A 15,539-nucleotide genomic window follows, 5' to 3' on the forward strand; every position below is an offset into this window, starting at 1 on the left:
CCGGCCCCGCCGCCTTCGGCCCAGCTCGAGGCGTCGATGCGTCCCGTGCCCCGGCCCGCGCCGCGCGTGGCGCCCGAGGCCGCGCCACCGCCTCCGCCCGAGGCCGAGATCGCGCCCGTCCCCGAGGAGGCCGCCGAGCCCGAGCCCGCCCCCGAGGCGGAGCCGGTCGAGGAACCTGTCGAGGCGGCCGCCCCCGAGGAAGCGGCCCCGGAGATCGTGACCGAGGCCGAGGAGCCCTCGGGCGCCGTCGAGGTCGCCTCGCGGCCCCAGATCCGCCCGCGCCGCCCCGAGCCGCAGGCCGAGGAGCAGGTCGCGGAGGAGGAGCCGGTCGAGGAGGAGCCTGCCGAGGTGCCCGCGCCGGAGGAGACCGAGGTCGCTGCTGCCGAGCCGGCCGAGGAACCTGCTCCCGCGCCCGAGGAGGAGCCCGCCGAGGAGGTGTCGGCCTCGTCCGAGGACGCGGAGGAGGCTGCCCCGGCCGAGGAGCCGGCGGAGGAACCCACCGAGGCCAGCTCCGAGGATGTAGACGACGCACTGGCGCAGGCTCTGGCCGGCGCCTCCTCGGAGGACGCGGCGGAGGGCGAGGCCGCGGCGGCCGATCCCGGCCCGCCGATGACGGGCGCCGAGAAGGACGCCTTCCGTGTCGCCGTGCAGCAGTGCTGGGTCGTCGATCCGGGCAGCCAGGCGGGCCGCGTGACCGTGACGGTGGAGTTCGAGCTCGGCCGCGACGGCAAGGTGGCCGGTCAGGTGAGCCTCATCGACCATAACGCCGAGAGCGACTCGGCCGCCAACAGCGCCTACGAGTCCGCCCGCCGCGCGATCCTGCGGTGCCAGACCCAGAACGGCTTCCCGCTGCCGCCCGAGAAATACGAGCAGTGGCGGCGCGTGCAGATGACCTTCGACCCCGAGCAGATGGTGATTCAGTGATGTGCCGTCCGCCAATCCCATTCCGCGTGGGCGCCCTCCGCCCGTGCCGCCCCGCCCCCGAGACGAGGACCCTCCCATGACCCGAATCATCCTGGCCCTCTGGGCCGCGCTCGTCGCGGCCCTTGCCATCGCCCATCCGGTGCACGCGCAGGAGCCGCTGCGCATCTCCGTCACCCAAGGCGTGATCGAGCCCATCCCCGTCGCCATCCCGGCCTTCACCGTGGAGACCGGCGGGGCCGAGACGCTGGCGCGCGACATCGCTTCGGTCGTCTCGGCAGACCTCGTGGGGACGGGACTGTTCCGGGAGATCCCGGCCTCGGCCTTCATCAACCCGAACGTCGCCTTCAACACGGCGCCGACCTACACCGACTGGACGGCGATCAACGCCCAGGCGCTCATCACCGGGGCCGTGGCGGTGCAGGGCAACCAGCTCGTCGTGAAGTTCCGCCTCTACGACGTCTTCTCGGGGACCGAGCTGGGCGAGGGGCTGCAGTTCGCGGGCACCCCGCAGGGCTGGCGGCGGATGGGCCACAAGGTGGCCGACGCGGTCTATTCCCGCATCACCGGCGAGGGCGGCTACTTCGACAGCCGCGTGGTCTTCGTCGAGGAGTCCGGGCCCAAGGACCAGAGGGCCAAGCGGCTCGCGGTGATGGACTACGACGGGGCCAACATCCAGTACCTGACCCAGTCGGGCCTGATGTTCGCGCCGCGCTTCTCGCCCGACGGGAGCCGCGTGCTCTACACCTCCTACGAGCAGGGCGAGCCGGCGATCTACCTCCCCGACATCGCGTCCGTCGCCCACCAGCGCATCCCGACCGAGGCTGGGGAGATGGCCTTCTCGCCCCGCTTCTCGCCCGACGGGCGGCGGGTGATCTACTCGCTGAGCAACGGCGGCAACACCGACATCTACATGACGGATCTCGGATCCGGCTCCTCGACGCGGCTGACCTCGGCGCCCTCGATCGAGACGGCGCCGTCCTTCAGCCCGGATGGAAGCCAGATCGTCTTCGAATCCGACCGCTCGGGGACCCAGCAGATCTACATCATGTCGGCAGGTGGCGGAGAGCCGACGCGCATCTCCTTCGACGAGGGCGCGCGCTACTCGACCCCCGTCTGGAGCCCCCGCGGCGACCTCGTCGCCTTCACCAAGCAGGCGGACGGGCGGTTCCATATCGGGACGATGCGGACCGACGGCTCGGAGGAGCGGCTGCTGACGTCGAGCGAGCTCGACGAGGGGCCGACCTGGGCGCCCAACGGTCGGGTGCTGATGTTCACCCGCTCCACGCTGGGCCCGAGCGGCGCGCCCTCGGTCTATTCGGTGGACGTGTCGGGACGGAACCTCAAGCAGGTGCCGACGGGGGGCATGGCCTCGGACCCGTCCTGGGGGCCGCTCCAGCCGTGACATGACATCTGGTCGGCGCGAGCCGGCCCCGGATGACGGACCAAAGGCCCACGCGCTTCCCAAAGCGCGCGGGCTGTGAATAAGATCGCGGGGACCAAGGGGACTGACTATGACGCGATGGATGATGGTGGCCGTGCTCGGCCTGGCGATGGGGCTCTCGGCCTGCACCCGGCCCGACCGCTTCGGCGGCGGCGATGGGGTCGGGATGGGCGGTCCGGGGGGGGCAGGCGGCGCCGGCGGCGCGGCGGGCCTGCCCGGCGCGGGCGTGCCGGGGGTGGGCACGGGTGGCCTGGGCGGCGCCGGCGACCCGACGTCGCCGGCCTACTTCAACCAGACCGTCGGCGACCGCGTGTTCTTCGCGGTGGACCAGTCCACCCTCTCCCCGGAGGCGATCCAGACGCTCGACGGGCAGGCCCGGTGGCTGCAGGCCAACCCCGAGTACCAGGCCCTGATCGAGGGGCACGCGGACGAGGTCGGCACGCGGGAGTACAACGTGGCGCTCGGCGCCCGCCGCGCCAACGCGGTGCGCGAGTACCTCGTCTCCAAGGGCATCCCGGGCGCCCGGATCCGCACGATCTCCTACGGGAAGGAGCGTCCCGTGGCGACCTGCGGCGACGAGAGCTGCTTCTCGCAGAACCGTCGCGCGGTGACGGTCATCTCCATCGCGTCCCTGAGCTGATGCGCCGCCTCGCCCCCCTCGTGCTCGCGGTCTGGCCCGCCCTCGCCTGGGGGCAGGCCGATCCGCAGACGCTCGCCGACATCCGGACCGAGATCGCCTCGCTGTCGGAGCAGATCGGGTCGCTCCGGGGCGAGCTCACGGCCTCGGGGCAGCTCACGCAGGGGGTGGCGGGCAACACCCCCCTCGAGCGGCTCGACGCCATCGAGGCGGAGCTGCAGCGCCTGACCTCCAAGGCCGAGGAGCTGGAGTTCCGCATCAACCGCATCACCACGGACGGCACGAACCGCCTGGGCGACCTCGAGTTCCGCATCTGCGAGCTCGAGGAGGGCTGCGACGTCTCCGCGCTGGGCGACGCCCCGTCCCTGGGCGGCGTCGACAATGCCTCGGTGGTTCCCACCCCCGCTCCTCCCGCCGAGGACAACGGCCCCGAGCTGGCCGTCAACGAACAGGCCGACTTCGAGCGGGCGGAGGGGGCGCTCGCATCCAGTGACTTTCGCGGCGCCGCTGACCAGTTTGCGACCTTTGTCCAGACCTACCCGGGCAGCCCCCTGACGGCGCGGGCGCATCTGGGACGGGGCTCGGCCCTGGACCAGTTGGGGGATACGTCGAACGCCGCGCGGGCCTACCTCGACAGCTTCTCATCGGAGCCCGATGGGCCGGTCGCGGCGGACGCGCTGCTGGGCCTGGGCAAGAACCTGGGCAAGCTCGGGCAGGTGCCGGACGCCTGCGTGACGCTGGGGGAGCTCGCGAACCGCTTTCCCGCCTCGCCCCTGGTGATCGAGGCGCAGGCGGAGATGCGGACCCTCGGCTGTCAATGACCCCGGAGGAGGCGGTCGGGGAGGTCCTGGCCGCCCTGGATGCCGATCCTCGCCGCAGGGGGCCCGTGGCGATCGCGGTGTCGGGCGGCGGGGACAGCATGGCGCTGCTTCACGCGACGGCGGCGGTTGCCCGCCGGGCTGTCCTGGCCGTCACGGTGGACCATGGCCTCCGTCCCGAGGCGGCCGAGGAGGCGCGCCTCGTCGGGCGGGCCTGCGAGGCGCTGGGGGTGCCGCACGAGACGCTCCGCTGGGACGGAGGCGGCCGGGGCAACCTGCAGGAGCGCGCACGCGAGGCGCGGCGGCGGCTGATCGGCGCCTGGGCGCGGGGGCATGGCGCGGCGACGGTCTTCCTGGGCCATACGGCGGACGACCAGGCCGAGACGGTGCTCCTGCGGCTCGCTCGGGGCTCGGGGGTGGATGGGCTTGCCGGGATGCCGGCGTCCTTCGTGGCCGAGGGGGTCGGCTGGGACCGGCCCTTGCTCGGGCTCGGGCGCGAGGTCCTGCGCGTCTGGCTGCGGGCCCGGCGCATCGGCTGGGTGGAGGACCCGTCGAACGAGGACCCGCGATTCGACCGGGCGAGGGCGCGGGCGATGATGGACCGGCTCGGCGAGTTGGGGCTGACCCGGGAACGGCTGGTTCGGACGGCCGGACACATGGCGCGGGCGCGGGTCTCGCTCGCGAGCGAGGCCCGCGAGGCGGCCGGGCGCCTGCTGCAAGAGGATGGGCGGGACCTCCTGATCCCCCGGCACCTCCTCCTCGCCTTCGACCAGGGCGACACGTCCGGGCGCATCCTCGCGGCTGCCCTTCGATGGGTCGGTGGGGATAGATGCCGGCCGCGGTGGGAATCGCTGCGGCGCCTTGCCGCCGTCGTGGCGGCCGGGCGGGCGGCAACGCTTGCGGGGTGCCGCGTGGCGCCCGAAGGCGGCTGGGCGAGGGTCTCGCCCGAGGCGCGCAACCCGTCGGCCCCCGTGCGCGCCCCCGGGGAGCGCTTCGCCGAGAGCGCCGATTTCGGCTGAGGCCCGCCTGCATCGCGGCCCTTCCCGCTCGGGTCCGGGGGCGAGCCATGGAGGCACTTCGCGGCGACGCCCGGGGGCGTCGTGCGACGAGGGAGGCCCGCAGCTCCATTTCCCCCGCGTCAAACTTGCGCGGATCACCTCTCAACAGCGTGCACGGAGGCCGTTTCGCATTGAACCCGCCCCCGTAGACCTTATCTTGGTGACACGCAGCGCGGCCGCGTTCCGGCCGGCGCATAGGGGAGTCCGTACGTGGGCAACGCGCGCAACATCGCCTTCTGGGTCGTCCTGTTCCTTCTGGTCCTGGCGCTCTTCAACCTCTTCTCCGGCAGCCAGACCACCATGGCCTCGAATGCGCGGTCCTATTCGGACTTCGTGTCGGCGGTGGAATCGGGGCAGGTGGCGCAGGCCACCATCGACGGCGAGGAGGTGCGCTATCGCGGGGCGGACGGGCGTGACTACGTCACCGTGCTGCCGCCGGACGCCGAGGTCACGAACCTGCTCCTGCAGGCCGACGTTCCCGTGTCGGCGCGGTCGCAGCAGCAGTCGGGCTTCACCGCCTTCATCCTGTCGCTCCTGCCGTTCCTCCTGCTGATCGGCGTCTGGATCTACTTCATGAACCGGATGCAGGGCGGCGGGCGTGGCGGGGCCATGGGCTTCGGCAAGTCGCGCGCCAAGCTCCTGACCGAGAAGCACGGCCGCGTGACCTTCGACGACGTGGCCGGCATCGACGAGGCCAAGGAGGAGCTCGAGGAGATCGTCGAGTTCCTGCGCAACCCGCAGAAGTTCTCGCGCCTGGGCGGCAAGATCCCCAAGGGCGCGCTGCTCGTGGGCCCTCCGGGCACCGGTAAGACGCTGCTGGCGCGCGCCATCGCGGGCGAGGCCGGCGTGCCCTTCTTCACCATCTCGGGCTCGGACTTCGTCGAGATGTTCGTGGGCGTCGGCGCCAGCCGTGTGCGCGACATGTTCGAGCAGGCCAAGAAGAACGCCCCCTGCATCGTCTTCATCGACGAGATCGACGCCGTTGGCCGGTCGCGTGGCGTAGGCTACGGCGGCGGCAACGACGAGCGCGAGCAGACGCTGAACCAGCTCCTCGTGGAGATGGACGGCTTCGAGGCCAACGAGGGCATCATCATCGTCGCGGCGACCAACCGTCCCGACGTGCTCGACCCCGCGCTGCTGCGTCCGGGCCGCTTCGACCGTCAGGTTCAGGTGCCGAACCCCGACATCAAGGGCCGCGAGAAGATCCTGGGCGTCCACGCCCGCAAGGTCCCGCTGGGGCCGGACGTGGACCTGCGGATCATCGCGCGCGGCACGCCGGGCTTCTCGGGCGCCGACCTCGCCAACCTCGTGAACGAGGCGGCGCTGATGGCGGCGCGGGTGGGGCGGCGCTTCGTGACGATGGTCGATTTCGAGTCGGCCAAGGACAAGGTGATGATGGGGGCCGAGCGGCGCTCCATGGTCATGTCCGAGGACGAGAAGAAGCTGACCGCCTACCACGAGGCCGGGCACGCCATCGTCGGCCTGAACGTCCCGCAGCACGACCCGATCCACAAGGCGACGATCATCCCGCGCGGGCGGGCCCTGGGCCTCGTGCTCTCGCTGCCCGAGCGGGACCAGCTCTCGGTGACCTTCACCAAGTACCGCTCCAAGATCGCCATGGCGATGGGCGGGCGCGCGGCCGAGGAGCTGATCTTCGGGCATGAGCAGGTCACCTCGGGCGCGACCTCGGACATCCAGCAGGCGACGCGGATCGCGCGGGCCATGGTCACGCAGTTCGGGATGTCCGACCGCGTGGGCTTCGTGGACCTCGCCAACGAGCGCGAGAGCTACCTCGGCGCCTATCAGGGCGCGACGAACCACGGGGGCGAGACGCAGAAGGCCATCGACGAGGAGGTCCGCCGGATCATCGACGAGGGCTACGAGACCGCCAAGCGCATCCTGACGGAGAAGAGCGAGGACCTCGAGCGGCTGGCGCAGGGCCTCCTCGAATACGAGACGCTGACGGGGTCCGAGATCACCCGGGTCATCGCCGGCGAGCCGCTGAACCGCGGCGACGACAAGGGCGACGCCCCTCCGCAGGCCGGAGGCGGGGCCTCGGTGACCACGATCCCCAAGACGCGCCCGCGCCCGCCCCGCGAGATCGAGCCCGAGCCCGAACCCACGACCTGAGGCCGTGACCGAGCGACACAGCGACTGGGACCCCGGGACCTACCAGAGGTTCCGGGGTTTGCGCCTGCGCCCTGCGCTGGACCTGCTGCTCCGAGATCGGCGAGGTCCCGGAGGGCGACGTGGTGGACCTGGGCTGCGGCGACGGGACCGTCGCGGGACCGCTGCGGGCACGTTTCCCGGAGCATCGCATCCTGGGGGTGGACTCCTCGCCCGCCATGCTGGGGCAGGCGCAAGGCTACGATGCGACGCGGCTCGCCGACATCGCGCATTGGCTTCCGGACGAGGCGCCGGCGGTGATCTTCTCGAACGCCGCGCTCCACTGGCTGCCGCATCACGAGGTGCTGTTGCCGCGCTTCGCCGCCGCGCTGGCCGAGGGCGGGGTGCTCGCCGTGCAGATGCCGCGCCAGTTCGACGCGCCCTCGCACCGCCTGCTGCGCGACCTGGCCGAGGGGATGTTCCCCGACCGCTTCGGCTTCGACGACTGGGTGGCGCCGGTGGCCCCGCCCGGGGCCTATCATCGGCTGCTCGCGCCACTGGGCGAGGCGGACATCTGGGAGACCGAGTACCTGCAGTCCCTCGCGCCGGTGGCGGACGGCCATCCGGTGCGGGCCTTCACGCAATCGACCGCCTTGCGCCCCTTCGCGGCGCGGCTGGGGGAGGGCGAGCTCCAGGAGTTCCTGGAGACCTACGACGACGCCCTGGCCATCGCCTATCCAGCCGAGGCGGACGGGACGGTGCTCTTCCCCTTCCGGCGGCTCTTCGTGGTGCTGACCGTCCCGGGTTGAGGCCTGCGGCCCGGGCTGGCATCACGGGCCGCGAAGGAGATCGCGATGCCAGCCCTCGTCCCGTCCGACTATTTCGGAACCATCGTGTGGCTTGGGCGCGTGGCGCGGCCCGTGGGGCCGGACCTGCTCATCCATGGAGAGCCTGTCGAGGAGATGCCTCTCTCCTTCGCGGGCTTCGGCAGCGAGGTCCACGCCGGATCGACGCGGGCGTCGTGCTCGCGCGTGACGGCGCAGCATCCGAAGGGGACCACGATCCGGAACACCCGGCAGGTGAGCCTCGTCTCGGCCGAGGAGATGGCGCTCGTCGCGGCGGAGCTGGGGCTCGCGGCCTTCGACTACGCCTGGGCAGGGGCCGGGGTGGTGGTCGAGGGCATCCCCGACTTCACCCATGTCCCGCCATCGAGCCGCCTGCAGGCCGAGAGCGGGGCGACGCTGGTGGTGGACATGGAGAACCACCCCTGCATCGAGGTCGCCAAGACCATAGAGGTCGCACGGCCCGGGCACGGCAAGGCCTTCAAGGCGGCCGCCAAGGGGCGGCGGGGCGTGACCGCCTGGGTGGAGCGGGAGGGGGTGCTGCGGCTGGGCGAGAGGCTGCGGCTCCATGTGCCGGGGCAGCGGGCCTGGGCGCCGGGCTGAGCGGCCCTCCGTCTCCGACAGGAACATGGTTTTCCGATTCGACACCACTTTCCCGCCACCCGACGGTTCGGCCCGAAAACCTGTCGCAATCGCCCTTCCGGTTCCCCGGGCGCTTCGATACCACGGCGCCAAATGCGTAGGGGAGCGCCGTGAGCCATAAGACCGACATCGAGATCGCCCGCGAAGCGAAGAAGAAGCCGATCCTGGAGGTCGGCGCCAAGCTGGGCATTCCCGCCGAGAGCCTGCTGCCCTACGGGCACGACAAGGCCAAGGTGAGCCAGGAGTTCATCAACTCGGTCCAGGGGCGTCCCGACGGGAAGCTCATCCTCGTGACCGCCATCAACCCGACACCCGCGGGCGAGGGCAAGACGACGACGACCGTCGGCCTGGGCGACGGGCTGAACCGCATCGGCAAGAAGGCCATCGTCTGCATCCGCGAGGCTTCTCTCGGCCCGAACTTCGGGATGAAGGGCGGCGCGGCGGGTGGCGGCTACGCGCAGGTCGTGCCGATGGAGGAGATGAACCTCCACTTCACCGGCGACTTCCACGCGATCACCTCGGCGCACAACCTGCTGTCGGCGATGATCGACAACCACATCTACTGGGGCAACAGCCTCGACATCGACCAGCGGCGCGTCGTCTGGCGCCGCGTCATGGACATGAACGACCGCGCGCTGCGCGACATGGTGGTGTCCCTGGGCGGCGTCGCCAACGGCTTCCCGCGCCAGACCGGCTTCGACATCACCGTGGCCTCCGAGGTCATGGCGATCCTCTGCCTCGCCCGCGACCTCAAGGATCTGGAGAAGCGGCTCGGCGACATCGTCGTGGCCTACCGCCGCGACAAGACGCCCGTCTACTGCCGCGACCTCAAGGCCGACGGCGCGATGGCCGTGCTCCTCAAGGACGCGATCCAGCCGAACCTCGTGCAGACGCTCGAGAATAACCCGGCCTTCGTGCATGGCGGGCCCTTCGCCAACATCGCCCACGGCTGCAACTCGGTGATCGCGACGACGACGGCGCTGAAGCTCGGCGAATACGTCGTGACCGAGGCGGGCTTCGGCGCGGACCTGGGCGCCGAGAAGTTCTTCGACATCAAGTGCCGCAAGGCGGGGCTGAAACCGGCCGCCGCCGTGATCGTGGCCACCGTGCGCGCCATGAAGATGAACGGCGGCGTCGCCAAGGCCGACCTCGGGGCCGAGAATGTCGAGGCCGTCCGCAAGGGCTGCCCGAACCTCGGCCGCCACATCGCCAACGTGAAGAGCTTCGGCGTGCCGGTCGTGGTCGCCATCAACCACTTCTACAGCGACACGGACGCCGAGGTCGCGGCGGTCCAGGAATACGTGGCCCAGCAGGGCGCCGAGGCGATCCTCTGCAAGCACTGGGCCCAAGGGTCCGCCGGGATCGAGGATCTCGCCCGCAAGGTCGTCCATCTCGCCGAAGGGGAATCGGCCAACTTCGCGCCGCTCTACCCGGACGAGATGCCGCTCTTCCAGAAGGTCGAGACCATCGCCAAGCGCATCTACCACGCCGACGAGGTCATCGCGGACAAGTCGATCCGCGACCAGCTCAAGGCCTGGGAGGCGGCGGGCTACGGCAACTTCCCGATCTGCATGGCCAAGACGCAGTACAGCTTCACCACCGACCCGAACGTCCGTGGCGCGCCGACCGGCCATACCGTTCCGATCCGCGAAGTGCGCCTGAGCGCCGGGGCCGGGTTCATCGTCGTGATCTGCGGCGAGATCATGACCATGCCGGGCCTGCCCAAGGTCCCCTCAGCCGAGGTGATCCGCCTCAACGAGGCCGGCCAGATCGAGGGGCTGTTCTGATGCCGCTCGGCGAGGGAGGGCAGCCCATGGCCCAGGTGATCGACGGCAAGGCCTTCGCGGCCAAGCTGCGCGAGAAGGTCGCGGCCGAGGTGGCCAAGCTCAAGGCCGACCATGGCATCACGCCCGGCCTCGCCGTGGTGCTGGTGGGCGAGGACCCGGCCTCCTCCGTCTACGTCCGCTCCAAGGGCAAGCAGACGGTCGAGGCGGGGATGAAGAGCTTCGAGCACAAGCTCTCCGCCGAGACCTCGGAGGAGGAGCTGCTGGCGCTGGTCAAGCGGCTCAACGAGGACCCGGAGGTGCACGGCATCCTCGTGCAGCTTCCGCTGCCGAAGCACCTGAACTCGGACCTCGTCATCAACTCCATCGACCCGGCGAAGGACGTGGACGGGTTCCACATCTCCAACGTGGGGCTGCTTGGGACAGGGCAGAAGTCGATGGTGCCCTGCACGCCGCTGGGGTGCCTGCTGCTGCTGCGGGACCTGCATGGGTCGCTGGCCGGCAAGGACGCGGTGGTCATCGGGCGGTCGAACATCGTGGGCAAGCCGATGGCGCAGCTCCTGCTGGGAGACAGCGCGACGGTGACGATCGCCCACAGCAAGACCAAGGACCTGCCGTCCGTCGTGCGGCGCGCGGACATCGTGGTGGCTGCCGTGGGGCGGCCCAAGATGGTGCTGGGCGACTGGATCAAGTCGGGTGCGACCGTCATCGACGTCGGCATCAATCGGACCACCGGGCCGAACGGCAAGGACGTGCTGGTGGGCGACGTGGACTACGACAGCGCCGCGCAGGTGGCCGGGGCGATCACGCCGGTGCCGGGCGGGGTGGGGCCGATGACGATCGCCTGCCTCCTCGCCAATACGGTCACCGCCTGCTGCCGGGCGAATGGCCTGTCCGAGCCCGAGGGGCTGGTGGCCTGACGGTCGGCGCCTGAGCCCCGGGCCGATGACCCGGGGATCACGCGGTTTAGGGACGAGGGGACGGGCGGGGCGCAGGCTCCGCCCATTCCTGCGTTCGACTCAGGCCGCCGCGGGCTCCAGCTCGTCGATGCGGGCGTAGGTCGTCTCCATGCCGTCCGTCATGCCGGTGGCGATCATCGCCTCCATGGCCTCGGGCGAGTCCATCCGCATGACCAGGGTGAGGAGCGTGCCGTCCCCGTCCGGCGCGAAGGTCGTCTCGATGTGGTTGTCGGGCGTGGGGTCGGGCATATGCATCCGCTCGACGTGGACGATGCGGCCGGGGCGTCCGTCCCGCGGCGGCTCCACCGCCTCGTAGGTGCCGGTGACGTGGAAGCCGGCTCCCTCGTCGTTGGCCCATTCCCAGCGGAGCTCTCCGCCGGGACGGGCATCGTTGATGCAGACCGGCATCCGCCACCCCTCGAACCCGTAGCACCAACGCTGGATCAGCGCGGGCTCGACATGCGCCGCGAAGACCCTCTCAGGCGAGGCCTTGAAACGACGGGTGATCCTCAGGGTGGTGGGCGAGGTGCGTTCGACGGTGAGGGGCATGTCAGGTCTCCTGCTGGGGGTCATCCTCGGCGAGCAAGGCGTCGAGGCGGTCGTAGTTGCTCTCCATCGCGGCGCGGAGCCCGGTGAGCCAGGACTCCACGTCCGCGAGGCCGTCGGGGGCGAGGCGGCAGGGGCGGGACGTGCCCCGGCGGCCCCGGGTGATGAGGCCCGCCTGCTCCAGCACCTTGAGGTGATGGGAGACGGCGGGCTGGCTCATGTCGAAGGGCGCCGCGAGTTCCATGACCGTCGCCTCGCCCTTCGCGAGCCGCGCGAGGATCGCGCGGCGGGTCGGGTCGGCGAGGGCGAGGAGTGCGGAGTCGATGAGAGGCATCGCGGCACCTTTGATTGCAATCAATCTATATAAATAAGTTTTTATGTAAAGGCTGCTGAACGTGGAGACGCCCCGCTCCGGCCAGTTCTGGCCGAGGGCACGCGGTCCGGGTCGAGAGGGCGTCAGGCGTTCCGTGCGCGGCGTCGGGCGGCGGGCAGGGGAATAGGGACCGCGCGGCCGCCGGTCAGGACGGCGAGGGCGCGGTCGGCAAAGAGGCTGCGCAGGACTGGCTCGCGCGCGTCAAGGCCGCCGGTATAGGTGCCGTAGGCGGGCAGGATCAGCCGCCGGGCATCGAGCAGGAAGCAGGGACGGCGGTCGCCTAGGCCGGGGGGGCCGTATTTCGGGTGATAGTGACCCGAGACCTCGCCCGGGGCGGCGTCGGGCTCGGCGATATGGCGGAAGGTAAGGCCGGCGGCGGTGAACTCGTCGCAGCCCTCGCCCCCGTGGGCATGGGAACCGGCATCGTGGTTGCCCTCGATCCAGACCCAGCGGCGACCCTCCTGCAGGCGCGCCAGGGTGATGCGGTCCTCCCGGTCGAGGCTTTCGCTGGCCTGGATATCATCGAAGGAGTCGCCCAAGGCGACCACGGCGGCGGGCTTCGTCAGGGCGATGTCCTGGGCGAGGCGGTCGAGCGCGGCGCGCGTCTCGTAGGGAGGGAGCATCACGCCCCGCCGTCGCGCCATCCGCTCGGACTTGGCGAGGTGGAGGTCCGACACGCAGAGGAGGTCCTCGGTCGGCAGGAACAGCGCGCCGGAGGGGAGCGCGAGGCCGTGGGTGCCGTTCAGCGTGAAGGAGAATGCGTCGCCGTTCATGTCATGTTCTCTGACCCAGCGCGGAGTCGGGAGCAAGGTCTTCCGCGTCCGAGACGTTCCGGGACGGGCGGCTCACGACAGCTCCTCCAGCCCCGCCTCCTCCAGGAGCCGCGCCGCCTGTGCCTCCAGCAGCCGCTCCCGCGCGCGACCCTCGACGGGGACGCGGCCACGCTCGAGGAGGAGCGGCGCGGCGAGGGGGGTGACGCGGGGGGCGCGGACGTGGTCGACGCGGCCCTGGATCCGAGAGAGCATCTCCTCGATCCGGCCGAAGTCGACGAGGCCGCGCTGCGCCTCCTCGCGCGTGACGCGGAGGAGGAGGTGGCCGGGGTCGTAGCGGACCAGCGTGTCGTAAAGGATGTCGGAGGAGAAGGTCGCCTGCCGCCCGGTCTTGCGCTGGCCGGGGAGGTTGCGCTCGATCAGGCCGGCGATCAGGGCCACGCCCCGGAAGGTGCGCTTCATCAGGGCGTTGCCTTGGAGCCAGGTCTCGAATCCCTGCCGGAGGTCCGTGGGGTCGAGGAGGCTCGCGGGGTCCTCGATCTCGCGGAGGCCGGAGATGAGGAGGGCGTCGTCGGTGGCGACGAAGCCGAGGGGGTCGAGGCCTTGCGCCTCCATCCGGTGCGTCAGGAGGAGGCCGAGCGTCTGGTGGGCGTTGCGGCCGGCGAAGCCCCAGAAGGCGGCGTGCCATCGCTCCTCGGCGTGGAAGGTCTCGACGAGGAGGCGACCCGCCTCGGGGAGCTTCGACACGCGGCGCTGGAGGGCGAGCCAGTCGGCGGTGTGACGGGGCAGCTCGGGCCAGCTCTCCTGCTGGAGCATCCGCAGGATGCGGTGGGTGAGCGCGACGGAGGTCGGGAACTTGCCGCCGCCGAAGCGGCCGACGCGGGGGGTGGCGTCGGGGCGGCGCGTGACCTCGACCGTCATCTCGCGCAGGGACTCGAAGCGGACGACCTGCCCGCCGATCAGGAAGGTGTCGCCGGGGGTGAGGGTGGAGGCGAAGTATTCCTCGATCTCGCCCAGATGGGAGCCGGAGCGGAGCCGGACCGACAGGCTGCCGGTGTCTTCGATGGTGCCGATGTTCATGCGGATGCGCTTGGCGGCACGGGGGTCGCGGAGCTGCCAGAACCCGTCGCGGAGCAGGAGCCGACGCCAGCGGTCGTAGGCCTTGAGCGCGTAGCCTCCAGTCGCGCAGAATTCGAGGCAGGCGTCGAAGGTGTCGCGGGTGAGGTCGGTGTAGCCGCCGACCGTGCGGACCTCGGCGTAGAGGTCCTCCGCCCCAAAGGGCCCCGAGCAGGCGCGGATCAGGATGTGCTGGCAGAGCACGTCCAGGGGGCCGGGGCCGCGCTGGGTGCCGTCGAGGTCGCCGGCGAGGGCGCTCTCGATGGCGGCGACGCATTCGAGGACCTCGAAGCGGTTGGCGGGGACGAGGATCGCCTTGGAGGGCTCGTCGGCGCGGTGGTTGGCGCGGCCGATGCGCTGGACGAGGCGCTTGACGTATTTCGGCCCGCCCATCTGGATCACGAGGTCCACGTCGCCCCAGTCGATTCCGAGGTCGAGCGTGCCGGTGCAGACGATGGCCTTGAGCTCGCCCGCGAGCATCGCGGCCTCCACGCGGGTCCGGGCCTCGCGCGAGAGGGAGCCGTGGTGGATCGCGATGGGCAGGCCCTCGTCGTTCCGAAGCCAGAGGTCGTGGAAGAAGAGTTCGGCCTGGGCGCGGGTGTTGTGGAAGATCAGCGTCGTGCGGTGGCGTCGGACCTGCTCCAGCACCGCCGGGATGGCATGGAGCGCGAGGCCGCCGGCCCAGGGCGGGGGGCGACCGGTGTCCAGCATCGACAGGTCCGGGGGCGGCCCGGGGTCGGCGTGGAGGATCGCGCAGGGCTCGGGGTTTCTCGCCAGCAGGTGCGCGATCTCCTCCGGGTCGTCCACGGTGGCGGAAAGGCCGACGCGGCGGAGGCTGGGGGCGAGGGCGTCGAGGCGGGAGAGCGAGAGGAAGAGCTGGTCGCCGCGCTTGGACTCGGCGAGCGCGTGGATCTCGTCCACGACCACCCGCTCCAGGCCCTCGAAGATGTGCGGGGCATCCTCGTAGCTGAGCAGCAGGGCGAGGCTCTCGGGCGTGGTCAGCAGGATGTGGGGCGGGTCGACGCGCTGGCGCCTGCGGGTGGACTGGGAGGTGTCGCCGGTGCGGTCCTCGACGCGGATGGGGAGCGCGAGTTCCTCGATGGGAGCGAGGAGGTTGCGCTTGATGTCGGCGGCGAGCGCCTTGAGCGGCGAGACGTAGAGGGTGTGGAGGCCGGGGCGCGGGTCCCCAGCGAGGTCGGCGAGGGTGGGGAGGAAGCCCGACAGCGTCTTGCCGGCGCCGGTGGGGGCGATGAGGAGGAGGGCGGGGGCGTCGGCCTGCTCCAGCATCTCGCGCTGGTGGCGGCGGAGGGACCAGCCCCGGCGGGCGAAGAAGGGAGCGAGGCGGGCGGGAAGGTCCATGCCCGAGAGATAGGGCGGAGCGAGGCGGGAATATAGGGCGGCTGGGTCGTGGAGGCCCCCTCTCCATAGTATGACCCCCGCGTGGCCTCCGGTCTCCTCCGGGCTCGCGGGTTCAGGGCGCGCGAGGGGGAGGGCCGGTCCGCCGGGGTGGCCGGCGGGCGGGG

14 protein-coding genes are annotated in these 15,539 nt (G+C 71.4%); 10 read left to right on the forward strand and 4 right to left on the reverse strand.

The genetic code is table 11. The features are described from left to right. The 10 genes from RUMESO_RS21235 to folD form a co-directional block, all read left to right on the forward strand. A partial coding sequence (locus RUMESO_RS21235) for a hypothetical protein (protein WP_037283485.1) occupies positions 1-924 on the forward strand: 924 nt, incomplete at its 5' end. A gap of 76 nt (positions 925-1,000) precedes the next feature. Continuing rightward, a complete protein-coding gene (gene tolB, locus RUMESO_RS21240; protein ID WP_037283488.1) occupies positions 1,001-2,326 on the forward strand; it encodes a Tol-Pal system beta propeller repeat protein TolB in 1,326 nt (441 codons plus the stop codon). 109 nt (positions 2,327-2,435) lie between these two features. Further along, positions 2,436-3,005, forward strand: coding sequence for a peptidoglycan-associated lipoprotein Pal (gene pal / locus RUMESO_RS21245; protein WP_037283491.1), 570 nt, complete (start codon positions 2,436-2,438; stop codon positions 3,003-3,005). Next, positions 3,005-3,823: a tol-pal system protein YbgF gene (gene ybgF, locus RUMESO_RS21250; protein WP_211262954.1), complete on the forward strand. Its 819-nt coding sequence runs from the start codon at positions 3,005-3,007 to the stop codon at positions 3,821-3,823. The genes pal and ybgF overlap by 1 nt, the downstream gene beginning before the upstream one ends. Next, positions 3,820-4,839: a tRNA lysidine(34) synthetase TilS gene (gene tilS / locus RUMESO_RS21255; protein ID WP_051521581.1), complete on the forward strand. Its 1,020-nt coding sequence runs from the start codon at positions 3,820-3,822 to the stop codon at positions 4,837-4,839. Before ybgF ends, tilS begins: the two co-directional genes overlap by 4 nt. A 249-nt stretch (positions 4,840-5,088) precedes the next feature. Continuing rightward, the gene (gene ftsH, locus RUMESO_RS21260; protein WP_037283494.1) at positions 5,089-7,008 is read left to right on the forward strand and encodes an ATP-dependent zinc metalloprotease FtsH; all 1,920 of its coding nucleotides are present in this window, start codon (positions 5,089-5,091) and stop codon (positions 7,006-7,008) included. A gap of 119 nt (positions 7,009-7,127) precedes the next feature. Then, complete coding sequence (locus tag RUMESO_RS21265; RefSeq protein ID WP_342670812.1) at positions 7,128-7,793, forward strand: methyltransferase domain-containing protein; 666 nt, start codon at positions 7,128-7,130, stop codon at positions 7,791-7,793. 45 nt (positions 7,794-7,838) lie between these two features. Further along, complete coding sequence (locus RUMESO_RS21270) at positions 7,839-8,429, forward strand: MOSC domain-containing protein (protein ID WP_037283499.1); 591 nt, start codon at positions 7,839-7,841, stop codon at positions 8,427-8,429. Positions 8,430-8,578: 149 nt separating this feature from the next. Beyond that, complete coding sequence (locus RUMESO_RS21275; RefSeq protein ID WP_037283501.1) at positions 8,579-10,255, forward strand: formate--tetrahydrofolate ligase; 1,677 nt, start codon at positions 8,579-8,581, stop codon at positions 10,253-10,255. A gap of 26 nt (positions 10,256-10,281) precedes the next feature. Beyond that, the gene (gene folD, locus RUMESO_RS21280; protein ID WP_037283523.1) at positions 10,282-11,172 is read left to right on the forward strand and encodes a bifunctional methylenetetrahydrofolate dehydrogenase/methenyltetrahydrofolate cyclohydrolase FolD; all 891 of its coding nucleotides are present in this window, start codon (positions 10,282-10,284) and stop codon (positions 11,170-11,172) included. A 99-nt stretch (positions 11,173-11,271) separates the two neighbouring features. Here folD and RUMESO_RS21285 read toward each other — a convergent pair whose 3' ends face one another. The 4 genes from RUMESO_RS21285 to RUMESO_RS21300 form a co-directional block, all read right to left on the reverse strand. Next, the gene (locus RUMESO_RS21285) at positions 11,272-11,760 is read right to left on the reverse strand and encodes an SRPBCC domain-containing protein (protein WP_037283504.1); all 489 of its coding nucleotides are present in this window, start codon (positions 11,758-11,760) and stop codon (positions 11,272-11,274) included. Between the two features lies 1 nt (position 11,761). Continuing rightward, positions 11,762-12,091, reverse strand: a complete 330-nt coding sequence (locus RUMESO_RS21290) for an ArsR/SmtB family transcription factor (RefSeq protein ID WP_037283507.1) — start codon at positions 12,089-12,091, stop codon at positions 11,762-11,764. A gap of 122 nt (positions 12,092-12,213) precedes the next feature. After that, positions 12,214-12,903, reverse strand: a complete 690-nt coding sequence (pdeM, locus tag RUMESO_RS21295; RefSeq protein ID WP_037283512.1) for a ligase-associated DNA damage response endonuclease PdeM — start codon at positions 12,901-12,903, stop codon at positions 12,214-12,216. Positions 12,904-12,975: 72 nt separating this feature from the next. Next, on the reverse strand, positions 12,976-15,375 hold the full coding sequence (locus tag RUMESO_RS21300; protein ID WP_037283515.1) for a ligase-associated DNA damage response DEXH box helicase: 2,400 nt from the start codon (positions 15,373-15,375) through the stop codon (positions 12,976-12,978). Between the last annotated feature and the right edge of the window lie 164 nt (positions 15,376-15,539).

It is taken from the genome of Rubellimicrobium mesophilum DSM 19309 (assembly GCF_000600335.2).
Taxonomy (GTDB): Bacteria; Pseudomonadota; Alphaproteobacteria; order Rhodobacterales; family Rhodobacteraceae; genus Rubellimicrobium; species Rubellimicrobium mesophilum.

What these genes read in the sequence shown, in the direction of transcription:
- tolB (WP_037283488.1), top strand. Translation starts at nt 1,001, where the DNA reads ATGACCCGAATCATCCTGGCCCTCTGGGCCGCGCTCGTCGCGGCCCTT.
- pal (WP_037283491.1), top strand. Translation starts at nt 2,436, where the DNA reads ATGACGCGATGGATGATGGTGGCCGTGCTCGGCCTGGCGATGGGGCTC.
- ybgF (WP_211262954.1), top strand. Translation starts at nt 3,005, where the DNA reads ATGCGCCGCCTCGCCCCCCTCGTGCTCGCGGTCTGGCCCGCCCTCGCC.
- tilS (WP_051521581.1), top strand. Translation starts at nt 3,820, where the DNA reads ATGACCCCGGAGGAGGCGGTCGGGGAGGTCCTGGCCGCCCTGGATGCC.
- RUMESO_RS21270 (WP_037283499.1), top strand. Translation starts at nt 7,839, where the DNA reads ATGCCAGCCCTCGTCCCGTCCGACTATTTCGGAACCATCGTGTGGCTT.
- folD (WP_037283523.1), top strand. Translation starts at nt 10,282, where the DNA reads ATGGCCCAGGTGATCGACGGCAAGGCCTTCGCGGCCAAGCTGCGCGAG.
- RUMESO_RS21285 (WP_037283504.1), bottom strand. Translation starts at nt 11,760, where the DNA reads ATGCCCCTCACCGTCGAACGCACCTCGCCCACCACCCTGAGGATCACC.
- RUMESO_RS21290 (WP_037283507.1), bottom strand. Translation starts at nt 12,091, where the DNA reads ATGCCTCTCATCGACTCCGCACTCCTCGCCCTCGCCGACCCGACCCGC.
- pdeM (WP_037283512.1), bottom strand. Translation starts at nt 12,903, where the DNA reads ATGAACGGCGACGCATTCTCCTTCACGCTGAACGGCACCCACGGCCTC.
- RUMESO_RS21300 (WP_037283515.1), bottom strand. Translation starts at nt 15,375, where the DNA reads ATGGACCTTCCCGCCCGCCTCGCTCCCTTCTTCGCCCGCCGGGGCTGG.